This window comes from Roseateles cavernae, from assembly GCF_040187885.1.
Classification (GTDB): domain Bacteria; phylum Pseudomonadota; class Gammaproteobacteria; order Burkholderiales; family Burkholderiaceae_C; genus Roseateles_E; species Roseateles_E cavernae.
Genome location: NZ_JBDPLH010000002.1, coordinates 692,569 through 709,364, shown reverse-complemented (window position 1 = coordinate 709,364; position 16,796 = coordinate 692,569). Strand labels below are relative to the sequence as shown.

The following is a 16,796-nucleotide window of genomic DNA, read 5'->3' as shown; positions in this document are numbered from 1 at the left end:
TCCCAAATTGCGCGAGTGCATTCCGCATAATGAAACAACAGGGAATGCGCCGAGGCTGGGGCCTGGCTGGCGCCGGGATAATCGGGCCATGCTTTCCCGCCTCGCCATCAAGGGCGCGCTGCGCCGCGCCACTCTCCCGCTACAGCGCCTGATCGCCACCTGGTGGCGGCGCCAGTCGCCGTCGCGCCAGGACCGCTTCGCCACGCTGGGCCCGCTGATCTCGGTGATGCTCTTCCTCGCGGCCATCATCCTGGCCTTCTGGTATCTGCGTAACGAGGAGATCGAGCGCGAGGCCGAGGCCGTCAAGCGCGACACCGAAATCGCCCAGCAGCAGATCCGGCTGCGCCTGATCGAGAACCAGGAACAGCTGGTGCGCATCGCCCGGGAGATCGTCACCCGCGCGGTCGATGCCCACGAATTCACCGCCCAGGCCTCGGCCTTTGCCCGCGACCGGCCCGAGATCACCCACGTCACCTGGCTGAACAACCAGCGCAAGCGCCGCGCCAGCGTCAGCGCCGCCGGCTTCCAGGCCGAGAGCCTGATGGGCGACGACGGCCGCGACCCGTCGATGCCGATGGCCGAGCGATCCAGCGCGCCCGAGCTGGCCTTCCAGGCCGCCAAGGACAGGCGCCAGCCGACCTATTCGCTGGCCTTCAACGATTTCAACAACCTGACCGTGTTCCAGGTCCAGGTGCCCTTGATCGACCGCAGCGGCTTCTCGGGCGTGTTGATCGCCGAATACTCGGTCGAGGCGCTGCTGCGCTACTCGGTGCCGTCCGAGGTGGCGGCCCGCCATCCGGTGGCGGTGCTGGACGGCCGCGAGCAGATCGTCAGCAGCACCGTGACACCGATGCCGGGCCAGCGCCTGCAGCGCGCCTCCATCATGCATGACGTGCCGCTGGCGCCGGCGCTGAACGGACTGATCCTGCGTGGCCAGGGCTACCGCACCTCGATCGGTCTGATCTCCAACACCTTGTTCTGGATGGTGGTCGCGCTGTCGGTGCTGACCGTGTGGATGCTCCTGGGCACCTGGAAGCATATGCGCCGGCGCCTGCAGATCCAGACCGCGCTGTCCAGCGAGACCAACTTCCGCCGCGCGATGGAGAACTCCATGCTGACCGGCATGCGGGCCATGGACATGGAGTCGCGCATCTCCTATGTGAACCCGGCCTTCTGTGCGATGACCGGCTTCTCCGAGGCCGAGCTGATCGGCCGCAAACCGCCCTTCCCCTACTGGCCCACCGACCGCTACGAGGAGAACTCGCGGCTGCTGCAGCAGGAAGTCCAGGGCCGCAGCCCCTCGGGCGGCGCCGAGGTCAAGGTGATGCGCAAGGACGGCACCATCTTCGATGCCCGCATGTATGTCTCGCCACTGATCGACCCCAAGGGCAAGCAAAGCGGCTGGATGACCTCGATGACCAATATCACCGAGGCCAAGCGCGTGCGCGACCAGCTCAGCGCCTCGCACGAGCGCTTCACCACGGTGCTGGAAGGCCTGGACGCGGCGGTCTCGGTGCTGTCGGTGCAGCAGGGCGAGCTGCTGTTCGCCAACCGCAGCTACCGGCTCTGGTTCGGCGCCGACCCCAAGGGCCATGCGGTGCTGGCCGGCAGCCAGCTGGGCCGCGGCGAGGCCGAACCGGAAACGGACGAAGAGGTCGACGACTACGGCGGCCTGCCGGCCCAGCAGCTGACCGAGGTCGGCTCCGACCCGCGCGAGGTCTATATCGACACCTTGGAGATGTGGTTCGATGTGCGCGCCCGCTATCTGCAGTGGACCGACGGCCGCCTGGCCCAGATGCTGATCGCCACCGACATCACCGCGCGCCGCCACGCCGAGATGCTGTCGGCGCAGCAGGCCGAGAAGGCGCAGGTGACCAGCCGGCTGATGACCATGGGCGAGATGGCCTCCAGCGTCGCCCATGAGCTGAACCAGCCGCTGACCGCGATCACCAACTACTGCAACGGCATGGTCTCGCGGGTGCGCAACGACGCGATCCAGAAGGACGATCTGCTGGCCGCGCTGGAGAAGACCGCCAAGCAGGCCCAGCGCGCCGGCCAGATCATTCACCGCATCCGCAACTTCGTGAAGCGCAGCGAGCCGCAGCGCCAGGCCTCCAGCGCGCCCGAGATCATCGAGGACGCGGTCGAGCTGGCCGGCATCGAGCTGCGCCGCCGCAATGTCGCGATCCACACCTATGTGGCCCAGCGTCTGCCGCCGCTGATGGTGGACCCGATCCTGATCGAGCAGGTGGTGCTGAATCTGTTGAAGAACGCCGCCGAGGCGATCGACAACGCCGGCCTGCCGGTGTCGCGCCGCCACATCGAACTGAGAGTGATCCCTAAACACACGCCCGAGCTCGGTGGCCATATCGAGTTCAGCGTCACCGATATGGGCCCGGGCCTGCCCGAGGAGGTGATCGAGCGCATGTACGAGGCCTTCTTCTCGACCAAGGCCGACGGACTGGGCATAGGCCTAGGGTTATGCCGGTCCATCGTCGAGTCCCACCAGGGCCGGATCAGGGCCGAGAACTTATACAATGGTGCGGCTATTGTGGGGTGCCGGTTCGCCTTCACCATCCCGGTAGACATCCCGCGCCCCGAGCCCTCGGGCACTGCTACGAACACTGCTGCGACACCATGAGTCTGATTCCGAAGAAGGGTAACGTCTACGTTGTTGACGATGACGAGGCCGTGCGGGATTCCCTGCAATGGCTGCTGGAAGGCAAGGACTACCGCGTCAAGTGCTTTGACTCCGCCGAGAGTTTCCTGAGCCGCTACGACCCGCGCGAAGTGGCCTGTCTGATCGCCGACATCCGCATGGAAGGCATGAGCGGTCTGGAGTTGCAGGACCGCCTGCTGGAGCGCCGCAGCCCGCTGCCGGTGGTCTTCATCACCGGCCACGGCGATGTGCCGATGGCGGTGCAGACGATGAAGAAGGGCGCGATGGACTTCATCGAGAAACCCTTCAAGGAAGACGAGCTGCTGGCCCTGGTCGAGCGCATGCTGGACCAGGCCCGCAACGCCTTCTCGACCCATCAGGAAGCCGCCAGCCGCGACGCCCTGCTGTCGCGCCTGACGACGCGCGAAGCCCAGGTGCTGGAGCGCATCGTCGCCGGCCGCCTGAACAAGCAGATCGCCGACGACCTGGGCATCAGCATCAAGACGGTGGAGGCGCACCGCGCCAACATCATGGAAAAGCTCAACGCCAACACGGTGGCCGATCTGCTGAAGATTGCGCTCGGCGCGCCGGCCAAGGCCTGAATTCGAATGACCACTGACGAGGCCGCTGAATGCGGCCTCGTTGCATTTCCGGAAGCACAAACATGACCGCACAACTGATCGACGGCAACGCCCTGTCCAAGCAAATCCGCGCCGAGGTGGCGCAACGCGCGGCCGCGCTGACGGCTCAAGGGCTGAAGCCCGGCCTGGCTGTGATACTGGTCGGGGAAGACCCGGCCAGCGCCGTCTATGTGCGCAACAAGGTCAAGGCCTGCGAGGAGTACGGCCTGCACTCGGTGCTCGAGAAGTACGAGGCCACGCTGAGCGAGGCCGAGCTGCTGGCCCGCGTCGAAGCGCTCAACAATGACCCCAGCATCCACGGCATCCTGGTGCAGATGCCGCTGCCCAAGCACATCGACCCGCACAAGGTCATCGAAGCGATCTCCTCCGCCAAGGACGTGGACGGTTACTCGGTGCTGTCGGCCGGCGAAACCCTCACCGGCCTGCCGGGCTTTCGCCCCTGCACGCCCTACGGCTGCATGAAGCTGATCGAGAGCACCGGCGTGTCGCTGAAGGGCAAGCATGCGGTCGTGATCGGGCGCAGCAACACCGTCGGCAAGCCGATGGCCCTGTTGCTGCTGCAGGCCAATGCCACCGTCACCGTCTGCCACAGCGGCACGCCGGACATCGGCGCCTTCACCCGCCAGGCCGATGTGGTCGTCGCCGCGGTCGGCAAGCGCAATGTCTTGACCGCCGACATGGTCAAGCCCGGCGCCATCGTGATCGATGTGGGCATGAACCGCAACGACGAAGGCAAGCTCTGCGGCGATGTCGATTTCGCCAGCGTCAAGGAAGTGGCCGGCTGGATCACCCCGGTGCCCGGCGGGGTCGGGCCCATGACCATCACGATGCTGCTGGTCAACACGCTAGAGTCGGCCGAACGTGTCGCCGCCAACAAGGCCTGAAGCCATGACGAATCCGCTGCTCTCCACCGCCCCGCTGCCGGCCTTCGCCAGCATCAAACCCGAGCACATCCAGCCGGCCATCGCCGAATTGCTGGCCCAGGCCCAGGCGGCGCTGAACACGGCCACGGCCGAGGACACACCGGCCGACTACGACACGCTGGCCCGCATCCTCAGCGTCGCGACCGAGCGCCTGGGCCATGCCTGGGGCGCCGTCGGCCACCTCAACGCCGTCGCCAACACGCCCGAGCTGCGCGAGGCCTATAACGCGATGCTGCCGCCCGTCACCGAGTTCTACACCGGCCTGGGTGCCGATGAAAAGCTCTATGCCAAGTACAAGGCCATCAAGGCCACGGCGGCCGGCCTGAACCCGGCCCGCCAGCAGGCGCTGAAGCACTGGATCCGCGACTTCGTGCTGTCCGGCGCCGAGCTGCAGGGCGCCGCCAAAGAGCGCTTCGCCGCGATCCAGGAGCGCAGCGCCGAACTCGCGCAGAAATTCTCCGAGCATGTGATGGACGCGACCGACGGCTTTGCCTACTACGCCAGCGCCGAGGAGCTGGCCGGGGTGCCGCCGGATGTGGTCACGGCCGCCCGCGATGCCGCTGCCGCCGAGGGCAAGGACGGCCACAAGCTGACCCTGCATTTCCCGGTCTATATGCCGGTGATGCAGTACGGCACCGACCGCGCGCTGCGCGAGAAGCTCTACCGTGCCTACGTGACGCGCGCCAGCGAGTTCGGACCTGCCGAGCTCGACAACAGCGCACTGATGCAGGAACTGCTGATGCTGCGCCAGGAAGAGGCGCAGCTGCTGGGCTTCCGGAACTTCGCCGAGGCCTCGCTGGTGGCCAAGATGGCCAGCTCGCCGGCCCAGGTGCTGGACTTCCTGCGCGACCTGGCGGGCCGTGCCCGCCCCTTCGCCGAGAAGGACCTGGCCGAGCTGCGCGCCTTCGCCGCGCAAGACCTGGCCCTGGCCGAGATGCAGGCCTGGGACACGGCCTTCGTCTCCGAGCGCCTGAAGGAGGCCCGCTATGCCTTCAGCGACCAGGAGGTCAAGCAGTACTTCACGCTGCCGCGCGTGCTGCAGGGCCTGTTCGACATCATCGAGCGCCTGTTCAATGTGAAGATCGTCGAGCAGGCCGCCGAGGTCTGGCACGACACCGTCAAGTTCTATCGCCTGGACCGCCAGGGTGAACTGGTCGGCCAGTTCTACCTGGATCTCTACGCCCGCCCTGGCAAGCGCCCCGGCGCCTGGATGGACGAGGTGCGCAGCCGCTGGGCGCGGCCCGAGGGCGTGCAGCAGACACCGGTGGCACAGATGGTCTGCAACTTCGCCTCGCCGGTCGGTGACAAGCCGGCCCTGCTGACGCATGACGATGTCACGACCCTGTTCCACGAGTTCGGTCACGGCCTGCACCATCTGCTGACCCAGGTGAACGAGCTGGGCGTGTCGGGCATCTCCGGCGTCGAGTGGGATGCGGTGGAGCTGCCCAGCCAGTTCATGGAGAACTTCTGCTGGGAATGGGAGGTGCTGCAGCAGCTGACTCAGCATGTCGACACCGGCGCGCCGCTGCCGCGCGCGCTGTTCGACAAGATGACGGCCGCGAAGAACTTCCAGAGCGGGCTGCAGACCCTGCGCCAGATCGAGTTCTCGCTGTTCGATATGCGCATGCATGCCGAGGTGGGCAGCGAAGCCGGCATCCAGAGCCTGCTCGACGAGGTGCGTGCCGAGGTGGCGGTGCTGCCGCCGCCGCCCTTCAACCGCTTCCAGCACAGCTTCTCGCACATCTTTGCGGGTGGCTATTCGGCCGGCTACTACAGCTACAAATGGGCCGAACTGCTGAGCGCCGACGCCTGGAGCGCCTTCGAGGAAGAAGGCGTGTTCAACCCGGCCACCGGCGAACGCTTCCTGCAGAGCATCCTGGAAGCCGGCGGCGCCCGCGACGCGATGGACAGCTTCAAGGCCTTCCGCGGCCGCGAGCCCAAGATCGACGCACTGCTGCGCCACCAGGGCATGAGCTGAGGCGAGCCGGTCGGCCCGCCCGCCCTGGGGACGGGTGGGTCGCCCGGACAGAATTCAGGTCGTCAGGTCCAGCGCCATGCCGGGCTTGAGCCGCAGCAGCTTGACCATGCCGGCGCGCAGGCGCAGCGCCGAGCTGGCCCGGCTGCAGCTGACGAAACGCCAGGGCGGCACCCGCTTGGCAACCCGGGCGATGGTGCCGTCGGCCTTCAGGAACACCACGTCGACCGCATGCCACAGGCCCAGGGTATGGACCACATTGCAGGGCGCCAGCCAGAGGCCGCAGGCGTCGCCCAGGCGGCGGTCACGCCAGGGGGCCAGCGAGCTGAGCCAGCGGTGCCGGACCTTGCGCACGCTGTAGGCGGTCAGCCGGCCGTTGAGCTTGAGCGGCAGGTTGGGAGCAGAAAGCCTCACGAGCCCGGCCGGGCGCGGCAGTTCCGACGGCGCGGTGGGTTCGGGCACGGTGTCGCCGGCATCGCCCGGTGGCGCCTCGCGGTCCACCAGGCGCCAGCCCTCGGACGGCAGCGCGACGCCGGATTGGGAGGCAGATTCGCTCATGGGGGAAGGATTGCGTGCAAAAGGCCGCCACCTTAGCGGAGGCCGTGCCAAAGAGCACCGGCTCAAGTCGCAAGAGTTGTAGCAAATTGCTCGCAGCCCCGCTCACGCCGCCTTCACGGCCCGCTTTCTATGCTGATGCCAACAAGGCCGCATATGAAACGACGCACAAGGATCGCCATGGGACTGCTCGGTGGAATCGCGCTGATCGCCGCGCTGTGGTGGAGCCTCTTCGGGCTCAAGCCCTACCAGATCAGCGCGGCCGAGCTCCAGGCCCGCTATGCCTACAGCCCGCCGCAAGACCTGGCCCTGAAGCTGGCGCCGATCAAGGCGCTGGCCCAGGACTTCAGCTTCACCAGCTTTGACGGCAGTATCGTCAACGGCCGCATCAGCTACCCCAGCGATCCGACCACGGCCAGCGCCCCCTTCCCGCTGCTGATCGCGATGCATGGCATGGGACGCAGCCATTGGCGCTGGTGGCAGGCCGAGTACAAGGGCGGCAAGACCCTGGAGCACACCCACAAGCTCACCGAGCTGGCCCTGCAGCGCGGCCATGCGGTGATCGCCATCGACGCCCGCCGCCATGGCGAACGCAAGAACCCCAAGGTCGATATCGAACAGCTGATGGACGATCTGCACCTCTGGGGCGGGCGCGAACCCTATGAGGCCATGCTGGTGGACACGGTGCGCGATCACCGGCTGCTGCTGGACTGGGTCACCCGTCTGCCGCAGATCGATGCGCGCCACATCAAGGCCACCGGCTACAGCATGGGCGGACAGAACGCGCTGCTTCTGGCCGGGGTGGACGCGCGGGTCGGCGATGTCGCCGCCATCGCGCCCATCCTGCTGGACGACAAGCTGGCCGCCGTGGCGGTCAAGAATCTGCTGCCCGGCCTGGCCGACAAACGGGTCTGGCTGCTCAGCGCCGACAAGGATGAGTACACCGACAGCAGCGCCTACCTGAGCTTCTTCGCGGCCCTGGGCGGCCCGGGCAAGAAGCATCTGCGCTTTGCCGGCGGCCACATCCTGCCGCCCGACTATGTGGAGCAGCTGCGCGACTGGTTCTGAAGACCGCGCGCAGCCGCTGTGCCCAGGCTCAGTAGGTGGCCTTGAACTGCAGGCCGTAGCTGCGCGGCTCGTTCACGATGCCGGTCAGGTTGTTGAACGCGATGGCGGCCACGGTCTGGATATGGTTGGTGATGTTGCGCGAGTAGGCGGCAATCTCGTACTTGCCATTGTTCCAGCCGTAGCCCACACGCAAGCCGCCTTCCAGTGCCGCCTTGGCGCGGTACTCGACCGCCTCGTAGGCAAACATGTTGTACTTGTCCTTGTAGGCCCAGTCGGTCAGCACAGACAGCTCGCCGGCACCAAGTTCGGTGCTGTACTTCAGTGTCCAGTTCCAGACGACCTTGGGCGCGCGCGGCAGCGGGTTGCCATTGATGGAGACGATCTTGTCGCTCGGATTGGTGCCAGCCTTGATCGGATCAAGCAAGGTGCATGGTGCGCCGCAGGTTTGTGTGAAGAGGTCAGCGTCCTTGATCTTGGTGTCGTTGTATGAGAAGCCCAGCGTCGTGCGCCAGTTGCGAGCGATGATCGCCTGGGCATCCAGCTCGAAGCCCTGGCCTTCGGCCTTGGCGACGTTCAGCAGCACATTCTGGTTGACTTGGCCGCTGCTGGCGGTCAGCTGCATGTCCTTCATGCGGTACTTGAACACGGTGCCGCTGAGGCGGGCGGTGTTGTCCAGCAGGTCCGTCTTGAAACCGGCTTCGACGGACAGCACTCTTTCAGACTTGGCCTGAGAAAGCGTATCTCCAAACAGCACGCGGCCCTGAATGGACGGCGCGCGATAGCCGGTCGCGGCCCGGGCAAACAGGCTGGTGGCCTTGTCCAGGTTGTAGTTGGCCCCCAGGTCCCAGCTCCAGTTGGTCGACTTGGGACGGGTGGTCAGCGGACCGACGTTGGCACCGCCAAACGGGGTCTGAGTACGGGACGCCTCGAAGTCTTTTTTGTCATCGGTGTAGCGCAGCCCGCCGCGAATCTTGAAGTCGGTCGTCACGGCATAGTTCAGATTGCCGAATGCGGCCCAGGACTTGGCCTCTTGGTACTGCACCGCATAGCCGTTCTGCGGGTCACCGGCGGCAAATGTGTCGAAGTTGAAGCTGTCCACTTGCAGCTTCTCGTTGAAATAGTAGAGCCCGGCGATCCACTGCAGCGGGTCGCTGGTATTGGATTGCAGCCGGAACTCCTGCGTGGTCTGGCGCAGGTAGGGGATGCCGTCGGCGGTCTGCGCGTCGAAGGGAATGTTCGCCTTCTGGCCGCCGTAGTCGGGGCCTGAGGGCGGCGCGAAGGAGGCGCCAAAGCCACCGTCGACGTCGCCTCGGCTGTAGAACTTGGCACGGTCATGGGCGGTGATCGAGTACAGCGACATGCCGCCGAAGTCCCAGCGCAGCCGCGCGCTGACCTCGCTGGAGCTCAGCGTCTGAGAGTTGTAGCCGTCGGTGGGGTAATAGCTGTAGTCGAAGCCGTCCACCAGGTCGTTGGTGCCCTGCTTCATGATGTTGGCGCGGAAGGTCGTCGCCGAGCCCTTGTAGTCGCGCGCCTGAACCTTGAACAGGCCCGAGAAACTGCCGTTCTTGTAGGCAGCCTGCAGACGCATGGCCTTGTCGGTGTAGCCCTCGAGGTCAGAGGTGGCACCGGGCAGCGGGTTGTGCACACGGTCGTCCTGGCGCTGCACGAGACCGGCCGCGCGCATCTGCCAGTCCTGGCTCAGCGGCACGTTGACGGCGGCTTCGACGTTGACCGCGTTCCAGCGGCCGTAGCTCAGATTGGCATAACCCTCCAGGCGCTTGCCCGGCTTGGCGGAGTCGAACTTCATCACGCCGGCCGGCGAATTGCGGCCGAACAAAGTACCCTGCGGGCCGCGCAGCAACTCGACCTGCTCCATATCGAAGACCGGGAAGCCCTTCAGCGCAATGCTCTCCTGAACGACGTCGTCATAGACCAGCCCCACGGGCTGGGACGCATTCATGTCGAAATCGATATTGCCCAAGCCGCGCACGTAGAAACGCGGGAAGGTGCGACCGTAGTCGGACTCGATGTTCAAGCTAGGGACGCGTCCCGACAACGCACGAATGTCCTGCCCGCTGGCGTTGTAGGCCTCCAGCTCCTCGCCCTTCATCGCCGAGATCGACATCGGCACATCCTTCAGGTTCTCGACCCGGCGGCTGCCGGTGACGATCACGGCCTCCAGCTGGGTGGCGTCCTTCTTGGACTCGGCCGCAGGTGCGCTGCTTTGCGCTTGAGCCACGGGGAACGCGGAGGCCAGCGCGAGCGCAATCAGGCTCGGGCTGAAGGTACGGTGGTATGTCATCGCTGAATCCGGTTGAGGGCGGTCGCATCGATATGCCGACCTGCTCCATGCGCCGCCGTGGCCGCTCACGAGGCAGGCCGACACGGCCTAAAATGACCGCAAACGTTTGCTGTTGCGGTGCAACCAATCTAGCCACGGCGCCCGGTGCCGTACATCGGGATAGTCGCTATACGCACGAAAATCGCGCGGCAGCCACACCCAGGAAAACCAGCATAGGCACGGCTACCCGCCGGGTACGCGGTTCAGGACTCGGCGTCGCGAGCCCGTGCGATGCGCGCGGCCGCCGCCTGCGCGGCCAGCAGCAGGGCCGCCATCAGCCATAGCGGCGCAGCGGCGGTGGTCGCGGCCGCCAGCAGGCCGAAGCCGACCGGCATCGCGATCGTCGCGCCATTGGTCGCCAGCATGCGCAGGCCCAGGGCCTGGCCGTGGCGGTCCGCCGGCGTCACCTGGTGCAGCATCGCCAGCACCATCGGCTGGACCGAGCCCAGCGCCATGCCCAGCAGGGCCGAGCCCAGCATCAGCCCCGGCGTGCCCGGCAGCCAGGCATAGACCATCAGCATCACGGTGGCCAGGGCCATCGCGGCGCGCAGCGCCTTCAGCTCGTCCAGATGCTGGGCCCAGCGCACGATGGCCAGGCGCACCACGGTGGCGGCCACCGCAAAACTGCCCAGCACCAGGCCGATGCTGGAGGCCGACAGGCCGCGGGCATGCCCCACCACCGGCACGACAAAGCTGTGCGCATCCCAGGCAGCGGACAGCACGATATTGAGCAGCAGCAGGTTGCGCAGCGCCGGCTGGCGCAGCAGGTCCCAGGCGGGCCGGGCGGCAGCGCCCGCCTGGGCCGAGGTCTGGCGCGGCGCATGGCGCGGCACCCGCAGCGCAAAACCCCAGGCCAGCAGCGGCAGCAGCACCGCCAGCGCAAAGGCGGCGCGGAAGCTGACATGGTCGATCAGCACGCCGGCCGCCACCGGCGCCAAGGCATTCGACAGCGCCGGTCCCAGCGCCACCCAGCTGAACACCCGCTTCAACTCGGACGGGTTGTCGGCCATCAGCCCGGCCTCGCGCTGCATCGCCACCGCCGCGACGCTGATCGCGCCGCCGCTGAGCAGGCAGCTGAACGTGATGGCCCACAGCGACTGCGAGCCCAGCGCCACCAGCGCTCCCAGCAACGCCATCAGCACGCCGATGCCGACCGGCCGGTGAAAGCCGTGTCGATCGGCCAACCGGCCGGCCCACAGCGACAGGAACAGCGGCGCCAGCGCGAACAGGCTCAGCAGCACGCCGACGGTCCACTCGCCATAACCCTGGTCCAGCACCCACAGGCTGGCCGCCACCCGCGTGACGGCCATGCAGGCATGGACCGCGATCAGCGTCGCGATCAGCCAGGGAAAGGCCAGGCGCAGATCGGCCGGTTCGGCAGCACTCGTCAAGAGGCGTCGCCCTCATCGCCCTCGTCGGCGCTCTCGGGCAGGCCCAGCTTCAGCAATTTCTGCGTCGCCTCGTCGGGCAAGGCCTCGACGCTCTTGAGCTTGCGCGTCATCGCGCGGGTGCGGGTCTCGGCCGCATCGATGGTGTTGCTGGCCTCCTCCAGCTTCTTCTTGGTCTTGGCCAAGACATCGCCGAACTTGCCGAACTCGGTCTTGACCGCGCCCAGCACCTCCCAGACCTCGGCCGAACGTTTCTCCAGCGCCAGGGTCCGGAAGCCCATCTGCAAGCTGGTCAGCGTGGCCAGCAGGGTGGTCGGGCCGACCAGCATCACCTTGTGCTCGGTCTGCAGGGCCTGCATCAGGCCGGGCCGGCGCAACGCCTCGGCATACAGGCCCTCGGTCGGCACGAACAGCATGCCGAAGTCGGTGGTGTGCGGCGGCGCGATGTATTTCTCGCGGATGGTCTTCGCCTCCAACCGCAGCCGGCTCTCGATGGCCTTGCCCGCCGCCTCGACACCGGCCGCATCGGCGCGCTCCTGCGCCTCCAGCAGGCGCTCATAGTCCTCGCGCGGGAACTTCGCATCGATAGGCAGCCACAGCGGCTTGCCGTCATCGCGCTGGCCCGGCAGCGCAATCGCGAACTCGACCCGCTCGGCGCTGCCCGGAATCGTCGCCACGTTCGACGCGTACTGCTCGGGCGTGAACACCTGCTCCAGCAGGCCGGCCAGCTGCACCTCGCCGAAGATGCCGCGCGTCTTCACATTGGTCAGCACCCGGTTCAGCGAGCCGACATCGCGGGCCAGGTTCTGCATCTCGCCCAGGCCCTTGTGCACCTGCTCCAGCCGCTCGGCCACCTGCTTGAAGCTCTCGCCCAGGCGCTGCTCCAAGGTGGCATGCAGCTTCTCGTCGACGGTGGCACGCATCTGCTCGAGCTTCTTCTCGTTGTCCTGCTGGATCGCGGTCAGCCTTTGCTCGACGGTCTGGCGCACCTCGGCCAGTCGCAGTTCATTGGCCTGCGACAGCGCCTTCAGCTGCTCGCTCATCGTGTCCGACAGGCGCTGCATCGCCTGGGTCTGGGCCTGCGCGCCGCGCAGCGCGGCCGCGTCCTGCGCCTCGCGGGCCGCCAGCGCCTGGGCCGACAGCGATTGCTGCAGGCCGCCCAGCTGCACACGGAAGCTGTCGATCTGCTCGTTCTGCGTGCGCGCCACATCGCCGCCCTGGGTCAGCAGGGTCTGCTGGAACTGCGCCAGGGTGGCCAGCAATTCCTGGCGGGTGCCGCCGGCGCTGCGGGTCAGCTCGTCGCGCAGCGAACGCTCCAGCCGCTCCGAACTCTGCTGCACCACCGGCGCCAGCAAAGCCGCCAGCTCGGCGCCCTGCTCCTGCCGACGCCGCTGCTGCGCCCACGCCAGCCACAGCAACAAGACAAGCACCAGGGCCAGCAGGCCCAGCAACAAGACATCGATCAAGCTCATCGCCGGATTGTCTCAGGCGCGCAGCACGGCGCCGGCAGCGGTGGGCGGCTTGCGAATGGAAGCGCGTGAGCAGATCGAGCACCGCCTCTGCAGGTCGCGGCCCCTGCCAAGCTCGTCTGCGCCTAGACTGATGTGCAGATCAGGCTCGATAGTGTCGTGTCGCGCCGGCTAGCCACCCAGCGTCATCAGGCCTGTACCCGCACAACGATCGCCGCCATGCCAAGCACCAGCCCAACGCTCCACTTCTTCTGCGGCAAAGCCGGGGCCGGCAAGACCACCGCCGCCGCGAAGCTCGCGCGGGAGCTCGATGCGATCCTGTTGTCCGAAGACATCTGGCTGATGCGTCTGTTTGGCGATCAGATGCAGACCTTCGATGACTACATCCGATTCTCGAAGAAGCTCAAGAGCGTGATCGGACCGCTGGCCGTGGACTTGCTGCGCGCCGGAAACTCCGTGGTGCTGGATTTCCAGGCCAATACCAAGCCCGGCCGCGCCTGGTTTCGTTCCCTGTTCGAACAGGCCGGCGCCGCTCATCTGCTGCATGAGCTGAGGACCTCGGACGAGACCTGCCTGGCCCGCATCGCCCAGCGCAATATCGAGCGGCCGGAAGGCTCCCATCAGCTCAGCGAGGAGGACTTCCACCACGTCTCGTCCTTCTTCCAGGCGCCGGAAGCGGCCGAGGGCTTCAACATCAGGATCCACCACGCCTCATGAGCGAGGCGCCGGGACGAGATCCTCATGCAGGCACAGGTAATTGCCTTCCGTGTCCTTGAACCAGGCCGCCTTCTCGGCACCCAGCACGCAGACATGGTTGACGGTCTTGAAGTCCGGGAAGTCGTAGTCCTCGAACACGACGCCCGAGCGTTTCAAGGCCTCGATGCTTAGCGCGATGTCCGCCACCTGGAAGCTGATCGCGGTGTGCTCGGCCTTGGTACCGTCCGGCTTCGGGAACAGCGCCAGCGTGCTGCCGCCGACCCGGTAGACGAACTTGCCGTCCGGCCTGAGCCCGCCCGGCACCAGCCCCAGGCGCATCTCGTAGAACTCACGCGCCCGGGCCATGTCGATGACCGGGAGCATCGTCGTCACCGCAGCATTTGCCAGCATATGCAGTCCTTTCGCCGAGCGCTCAGAGGCTGGCAGCGCGGCGGCCGAGCCACCCAGGCGCGCCGGACCAGCAGCCAAGCATAGGACGGAAAACGGCTGGTTCAAAGAGCGCCCTGCCGACCTCCCGGATGACCCGAAGCTCGGTTAACGTCGGCCCGACCATCCACCCTGGCCGCACCCCTCCATGCTTCTCGTCGCCACCGCCCTGCTGCTGCTCACCGGCCTCGCCCACTCCTATCTCGGCGAACGCTATCTGCTGATGCGCCTGTTCAAGCGCCAGGAGCTGCTGCCCAAGCTGCTGGGCGGCACCGCGTTCACGGTAGGCACGCTGCGTTTCGCCTGGCACCTCACGACGGTGGCCTGGTGGGGCCTGGCCTGGCTGGTCTTCGCCGCCGGCCAGGGCGAGATCGGCCGCGACCAGGTCCTGACCGTGGTCGGCATCACCGCCCTGCTGTCCGCCGCCTTCCCGCTGTACTTCACCCGCGGCCGGCACCTGTCCTGGCCGGTCTTCATACTCGTCGGTGTGCTGGTGCTGATGGCCCGGGACGCACCCTGAACAGCCCGGAACACAACTCGCCAGGCGACCGAACAACGCAACTCACCGATCCGATGACCACACCTCTTGTTGAGTACCGCCACGAGCACCCTCTCGATCCCGTCGATGTCGCGCGTGTTTTCGATCGCTCGGGCATCAAGCGCCCGACCCAGGATCTGCCGCGTATCGCGCGCATGTTTGCCGCGCCGAGCCTGGTGCTGTCGGCCTGGGTCGAGGGCCGGCTGGTCGGCCTGGCTCGCTCGCTGACCGACCAGGCCTACTGCTGCTATCTGTCCGATCTCGCCGTCGACAAGGACTACCAAGGCCTGGGCATCGGCCGCGCGCTGGTCGAGCGTACCCAAGCGCTGATTGGCGACGAGGTGTCGCTGATCCTGCTTGCCGCGCCCAATGCCATGTCCTATTACCCGGCGCTGGGCTTCCAGCTCGCCGACAATGCTTTCGTCATCCGGCGCAAGCGCTGAAAAGAACATGAACGCACAACCGCTGATCACCGTTCAAGATGTTCAGGCCAGCAGCCGCTGGTACCAGGCCGTGCTGGGCGCGGAGAGCGGGCATGGCGGGCCGGAGAGTACGAGCAGATCGTGCATGGCGGCGTGATGATTCTGCAGCTGCATCACTGGGACGCCCATGAGCATCCCCATCTGGGCGATCCGGACCTCAGACCCTATGGCAACGGCGCGGTGCTGTGGTTCCAGACCGAGGCCTTCGACGCGGCGATCACGCGCATTGCCGCGCTGGGCGCGACGGTTCTCGAGGCGCCCAAGGTCAACCCGCTTGCCGGGCACCGGGAGGTCTGGCTGCGGGATCCCGATGGCTATACCGTCGTGATCGCCGGGCGCTACGGCGACCTGGGCCCCGGGGCGGCACCATGAGCCCACGCAAGGAACACCCGACCCGCGACGAGATCGCGCTGCTGCCGCCCTTCCCCGGCCTGACGCTGGAGCGCATCCATCTGCTGCGCGGCGAGGCCGATCTCGCGGCGGCCGAGGCGGACATCCGGCGCGAACGCCAGATCGGCTTCGACACCGAGAGCAAGCCGACCTTCACCCGCGAGGCCGTCTCCGACGGCCCGCACCTGATCCAGATTGCCTTGAGCGAGCGCGCCTTCATCATCCAGATCGACGCCCGGCCGCCGCTGGACTTCCTGAAGCGTGTCATCGAGTCCGAGGAGATCCTGAAGATAGGCTTCGGCCTGGACTCCGACCGCGGCCCGCTGCTGCGCAAGCTGGGCCTGCAGCTGCGCGGCAGCGTCGAGCTGTCGCGGCTGCTGCGCCAGCAGCTGGGCTACCGGCAGGACCTGGGCGTCAAGGCGGCGGTGGCCGCCGTGCTGGGCCAGCGCCTGAGCAAGTCGCGCAAGGCCACCACCTCGAACTGGGCCGCCGCGACGCTGAGCCCCAGCCAGCTGACTTACGCGGCCAATGACGCCTTCGCCGCGCTGCAGGTGTTCCGGGCGCTGGGCTCGGCGGCGCCCCATTCGCCACAACAACACAGTTGAACGGAGGGAATCGATCATGGGAGTCTGCTTTCTCGCCTATGCCGTCGCCGATCACCACGTCGAGCGGCTGCAGGCCGAGCCACCGCTGGTCTGGCGCCTGCTCGAACCGGAAGACGAGGCCGTCTATCTGCGCGAGATCGGCTTCAACGCCCGGCCCTCGCTCTGGGCCCGGCTGACTGGCAAGGCCGCCGCAGCGCCGCCGCCGGTGCCGTCGCTGAACTTTGCCGAGCAGGAGATGCGCATGCTCGATCTCGACAAGTCCTGGGACGGGATCAACACCTGCCTGAAGGCGCTGGCGCCGGGCGCGCCGAACTTCTTCGAGGACGGTGAGCCGATCGGCGCGATCGAGGTCGGCTACGGGCCGGCGCTCTGCCTGCGCAGCGCCGCGATGGCGCGCATCGCCGCCGCCTACGCCGGCATCGACGCGGCCGCACTGATCGAGGTCAGCCAGCGCGTCGATATGGACGACGCCTACCTCAGCGCGCTGTGGCGACGCCAGGACGCCGAGTCCCAGGCCTATCTGAGCGAGAACTTCGCCGAGTTGCAGGACTTTTTCCAGCACACCGCCCGGCATGGGCTGGGCGCGGTGATCCAGGTCAGCTGAGCGACGGCGCCAGCC

At 67.0% G+C, this 16,796-nt stretch carries 16 protein-coding genes; 11 read left to right on the top strand and 5 right to left on the bottom strand.

The window, feature by feature from the left end; translation table 11 throughout:
* Nucleotides 1-88 precede the first annotated feature (88 nt).
* From ABGI63_RS10195 to ABGI63_RS10180, 4 genes are all read left to right on the top strand, one after another.
* The gene (locus ABGI63_RS10195) at nt 89-2,641 is read left to right on the top strand and encodes a PAS domain-containing sensor histidine kinase (RefSeq protein ID WP_349742313.1); all 2,553 of its coding nucleotides are present in this window, start codon (nt 89-91) and stop codon (nt 2,639-2,641) included.
* Nucleotides 2,638-3,261 carry a response regulator transcription factor gene (locus ABGI63_RS10190; RefSeq protein ID WP_137944538.1) on the top strand — a complete coding sequence of 208 codons (624 nt, stop codon included), beginning with the start codon at nt 2,638-2,640 and terminating at the stop codon, nt 3,259-3,261. The genes ABGI63_RS10195 and ABGI63_RS10190 overlap by 4 nt, the downstream gene beginning before the upstream one ends.
* 62 nt (nt 3,262-3,323) lie before the next feature.
* The gene (folD, locus tag ABGI63_RS10185; protein WP_349742312.1) at nt 3,324-4,184 is read left to right on the top strand and encodes a bifunctional methylenetetrahydrofolate dehydrogenase/methenyltetrahydrofolate cyclohydrolase FolD; all 861 of its coding nucleotides are present in this window, start codon (nt 3,324-3,326) and stop codon (nt 4,182-4,184) included.
* Nucleotides 4,185-4,188: 4 nt separating this feature from the next.
* Nucleotides 4,189-6,201, top strand: a complete 2,013-nt coding sequence (locus ABGI63_RS10180; protein WP_349742311.1) for a M3 family metallopeptidase — start codon at nt 4,189-4,191, stop codon at nt 6,199-6,201.
* A gap of 54 nt (nt 6,202-6,255) precedes the next feature.
* Here ABGI63_RS10180 and ABGI63_RS10175 read toward each other — a convergent pair whose 3' ends face one another.
* Complete coding sequence (locus tag ABGI63_RS10175; RefSeq protein ID WP_349742310.1) at nt 6,256-6,756, bottom strand: DUF192 domain-containing protein; 501 nt, start codon at nt 6,754-6,756, stop codon at nt 6,256-6,258.
* A 153-nt stretch (nt 6,757-6,909) separates the two neighbouring features.
* On the opposite strand from ABGI63_RS10175, the gene ABGI63_RS10170 reads away from it, so the two are divergent.
* Entirely contained in the window at nt 6,910-7,821 is a 912-nt protein-coding gene (locus ABGI63_RS10170; protein ID WP_349742309.1) for a dienelactone hydrolase family protein, read from the top strand.
* 28 nt (nt 7,822-7,849) lie between these two features.
* Here ABGI63_RS10170 and ABGI63_RS10165 read toward each other — a convergent pair whose 3' ends face one another.
* The 3 genes from ABGI63_RS10165 to ABGI63_RS10155 all read right to left on the bottom strand — a co-directional run bounded on the left by ABGI63_RS10165 (nt 7,850) and on the right by ABGI63_RS10155 (nt 13,022).
* The gene (locus ABGI63_RS10165; protein ID WP_349742308.1) at nt 7,850-10,123 is read right to left on the bottom strand and encodes a TonB-dependent receptor; all 2,274 of its coding nucleotides are present in this window, start codon (nt 10,121-10,123) and stop codon (nt 7,850-7,852) included.
* Between the two features lie 242 nt (nt 10,124-10,365).
* Entirely contained in the window at nt 10,366-11,553 is a 1,188-nt protein-coding gene (locus ABGI63_RS10160; RefSeq protein ID WP_349742307.1) for an MFS transporter, read from the bottom strand.
* Nucleotides 11,550-13,022, bottom strand: coding sequence for a DNA recombination protein RmuC (locus tag ABGI63_RS10155; RefSeq protein WP_349742306.1), 1,473 nt, complete (start codon nt 13,020-13,022; stop codon nt 11,550-11,552). Before ABGI63_RS10155 ends, ABGI63_RS10160 begins: the two co-directional genes overlap by 4 nt.
* Before the next feature lie 132 nt (nt 13,023-13,154).
* On the opposite strand from ABGI63_RS10155, the gene ABGI63_RS10150 reads away from it, so the two are divergent.
* Nucleotides 13,155-13,736 carry a P-loop nucleotide/nucleoside kinase family protein gene (locus ABGI63_RS10150; RefSeq protein ID WP_349742305.1) on the top strand — a complete coding sequence of 194 codons (582 nt, stop codon included), beginning with the start codon at nt 13,155-13,157 and terminating at the stop codon, nt 13,734-13,736.
* On the opposite strand, the gene ABGI63_RS10145 is transcribed toward ABGI63_RS10150, so the two are convergent.
* Nucleotides 13,731-14,126, bottom strand: a complete 396-nt coding sequence (locus ABGI63_RS10145) for a VOC family protein (RefSeq protein WP_349742304.1) — start codon at nt 14,124-14,126, stop codon at nt 13,731-13,733. The two genes, ABGI63_RS10150 and ABGI63_RS10145, sit on opposite strands and share 6 nt — an antisense overlap.
* Nucleotides 14,127-14,310: 184 nt before the next feature.
* Between ABGI63_RS10145 and ABGI63_RS10140 the strand changes: the two genes are divergently transcribed.
* The 5 genes from ABGI63_RS10140 to ABGI63_RS10120 all read left to right on the top strand — a co-directional run bounded on the left by ABGI63_RS10140 (nt 14,311) and on the right by ABGI63_RS10120 (nt 16,781).
* The gene (locus ABGI63_RS10140) at nt 14,311-14,682 is read left to right on the top strand and encodes a hypothetical protein (RefSeq protein WP_349742303.1); all 372 of its coding nucleotides are present in this window, start codon (nt 14,311-14,313) and stop codon (nt 14,680-14,682) included.
* 53 nt (nt 14,683-14,735) lie between these two features.
* Nucleotides 14,736-15,143 (top strand): GNAT family N-acetyltransferase, encoded by a 408-nt coding sequence (locus ABGI63_RS10135; RefSeq protein WP_349742302.1) that lies wholly within the window; start codon nt 14,736-14,738, stop codon nt 15,141-15,143.
* Nucleotides 15,144-15,278: 135 nt separating this feature from the next.
* Nucleotides 15,279-15,554 carry a VOC family protein gene (locus ABGI63_RS10130; protein ID WP_349742301.1) on the top strand — a complete coding sequence of 92 codons (276 nt, stop codon included), beginning with the start codon at nt 15,279-15,281 and terminating at the stop codon, nt 15,552-15,554.
* The gene (locus ABGI63_RS10125; protein ID WP_349742300.1) at nt 15,551-16,177 is read left to right on the top strand and encodes a 3'-5' exonuclease; all 627 of its coding nucleotides are present in this window, start codon (nt 15,551-15,553) and stop codon (nt 16,175-16,177) included. The genes ABGI63_RS10130 and ABGI63_RS10125 overlap by 4 nt, the downstream gene beginning before the upstream one ends.
* Before the next feature lie 16 nt (nt 16,178-16,193).
* A complete protein-coding gene (locus ABGI63_RS10120) occupies nt 16,194-16,781 on the top strand; it encodes a DUF1877 family protein (RefSeq protein ID WP_349742299.1) in 588 nt (195 codons plus the stop codon).
* The last annotated feature ends 15 nt before the right edge of the window (nt 16,782-16,796 follow it).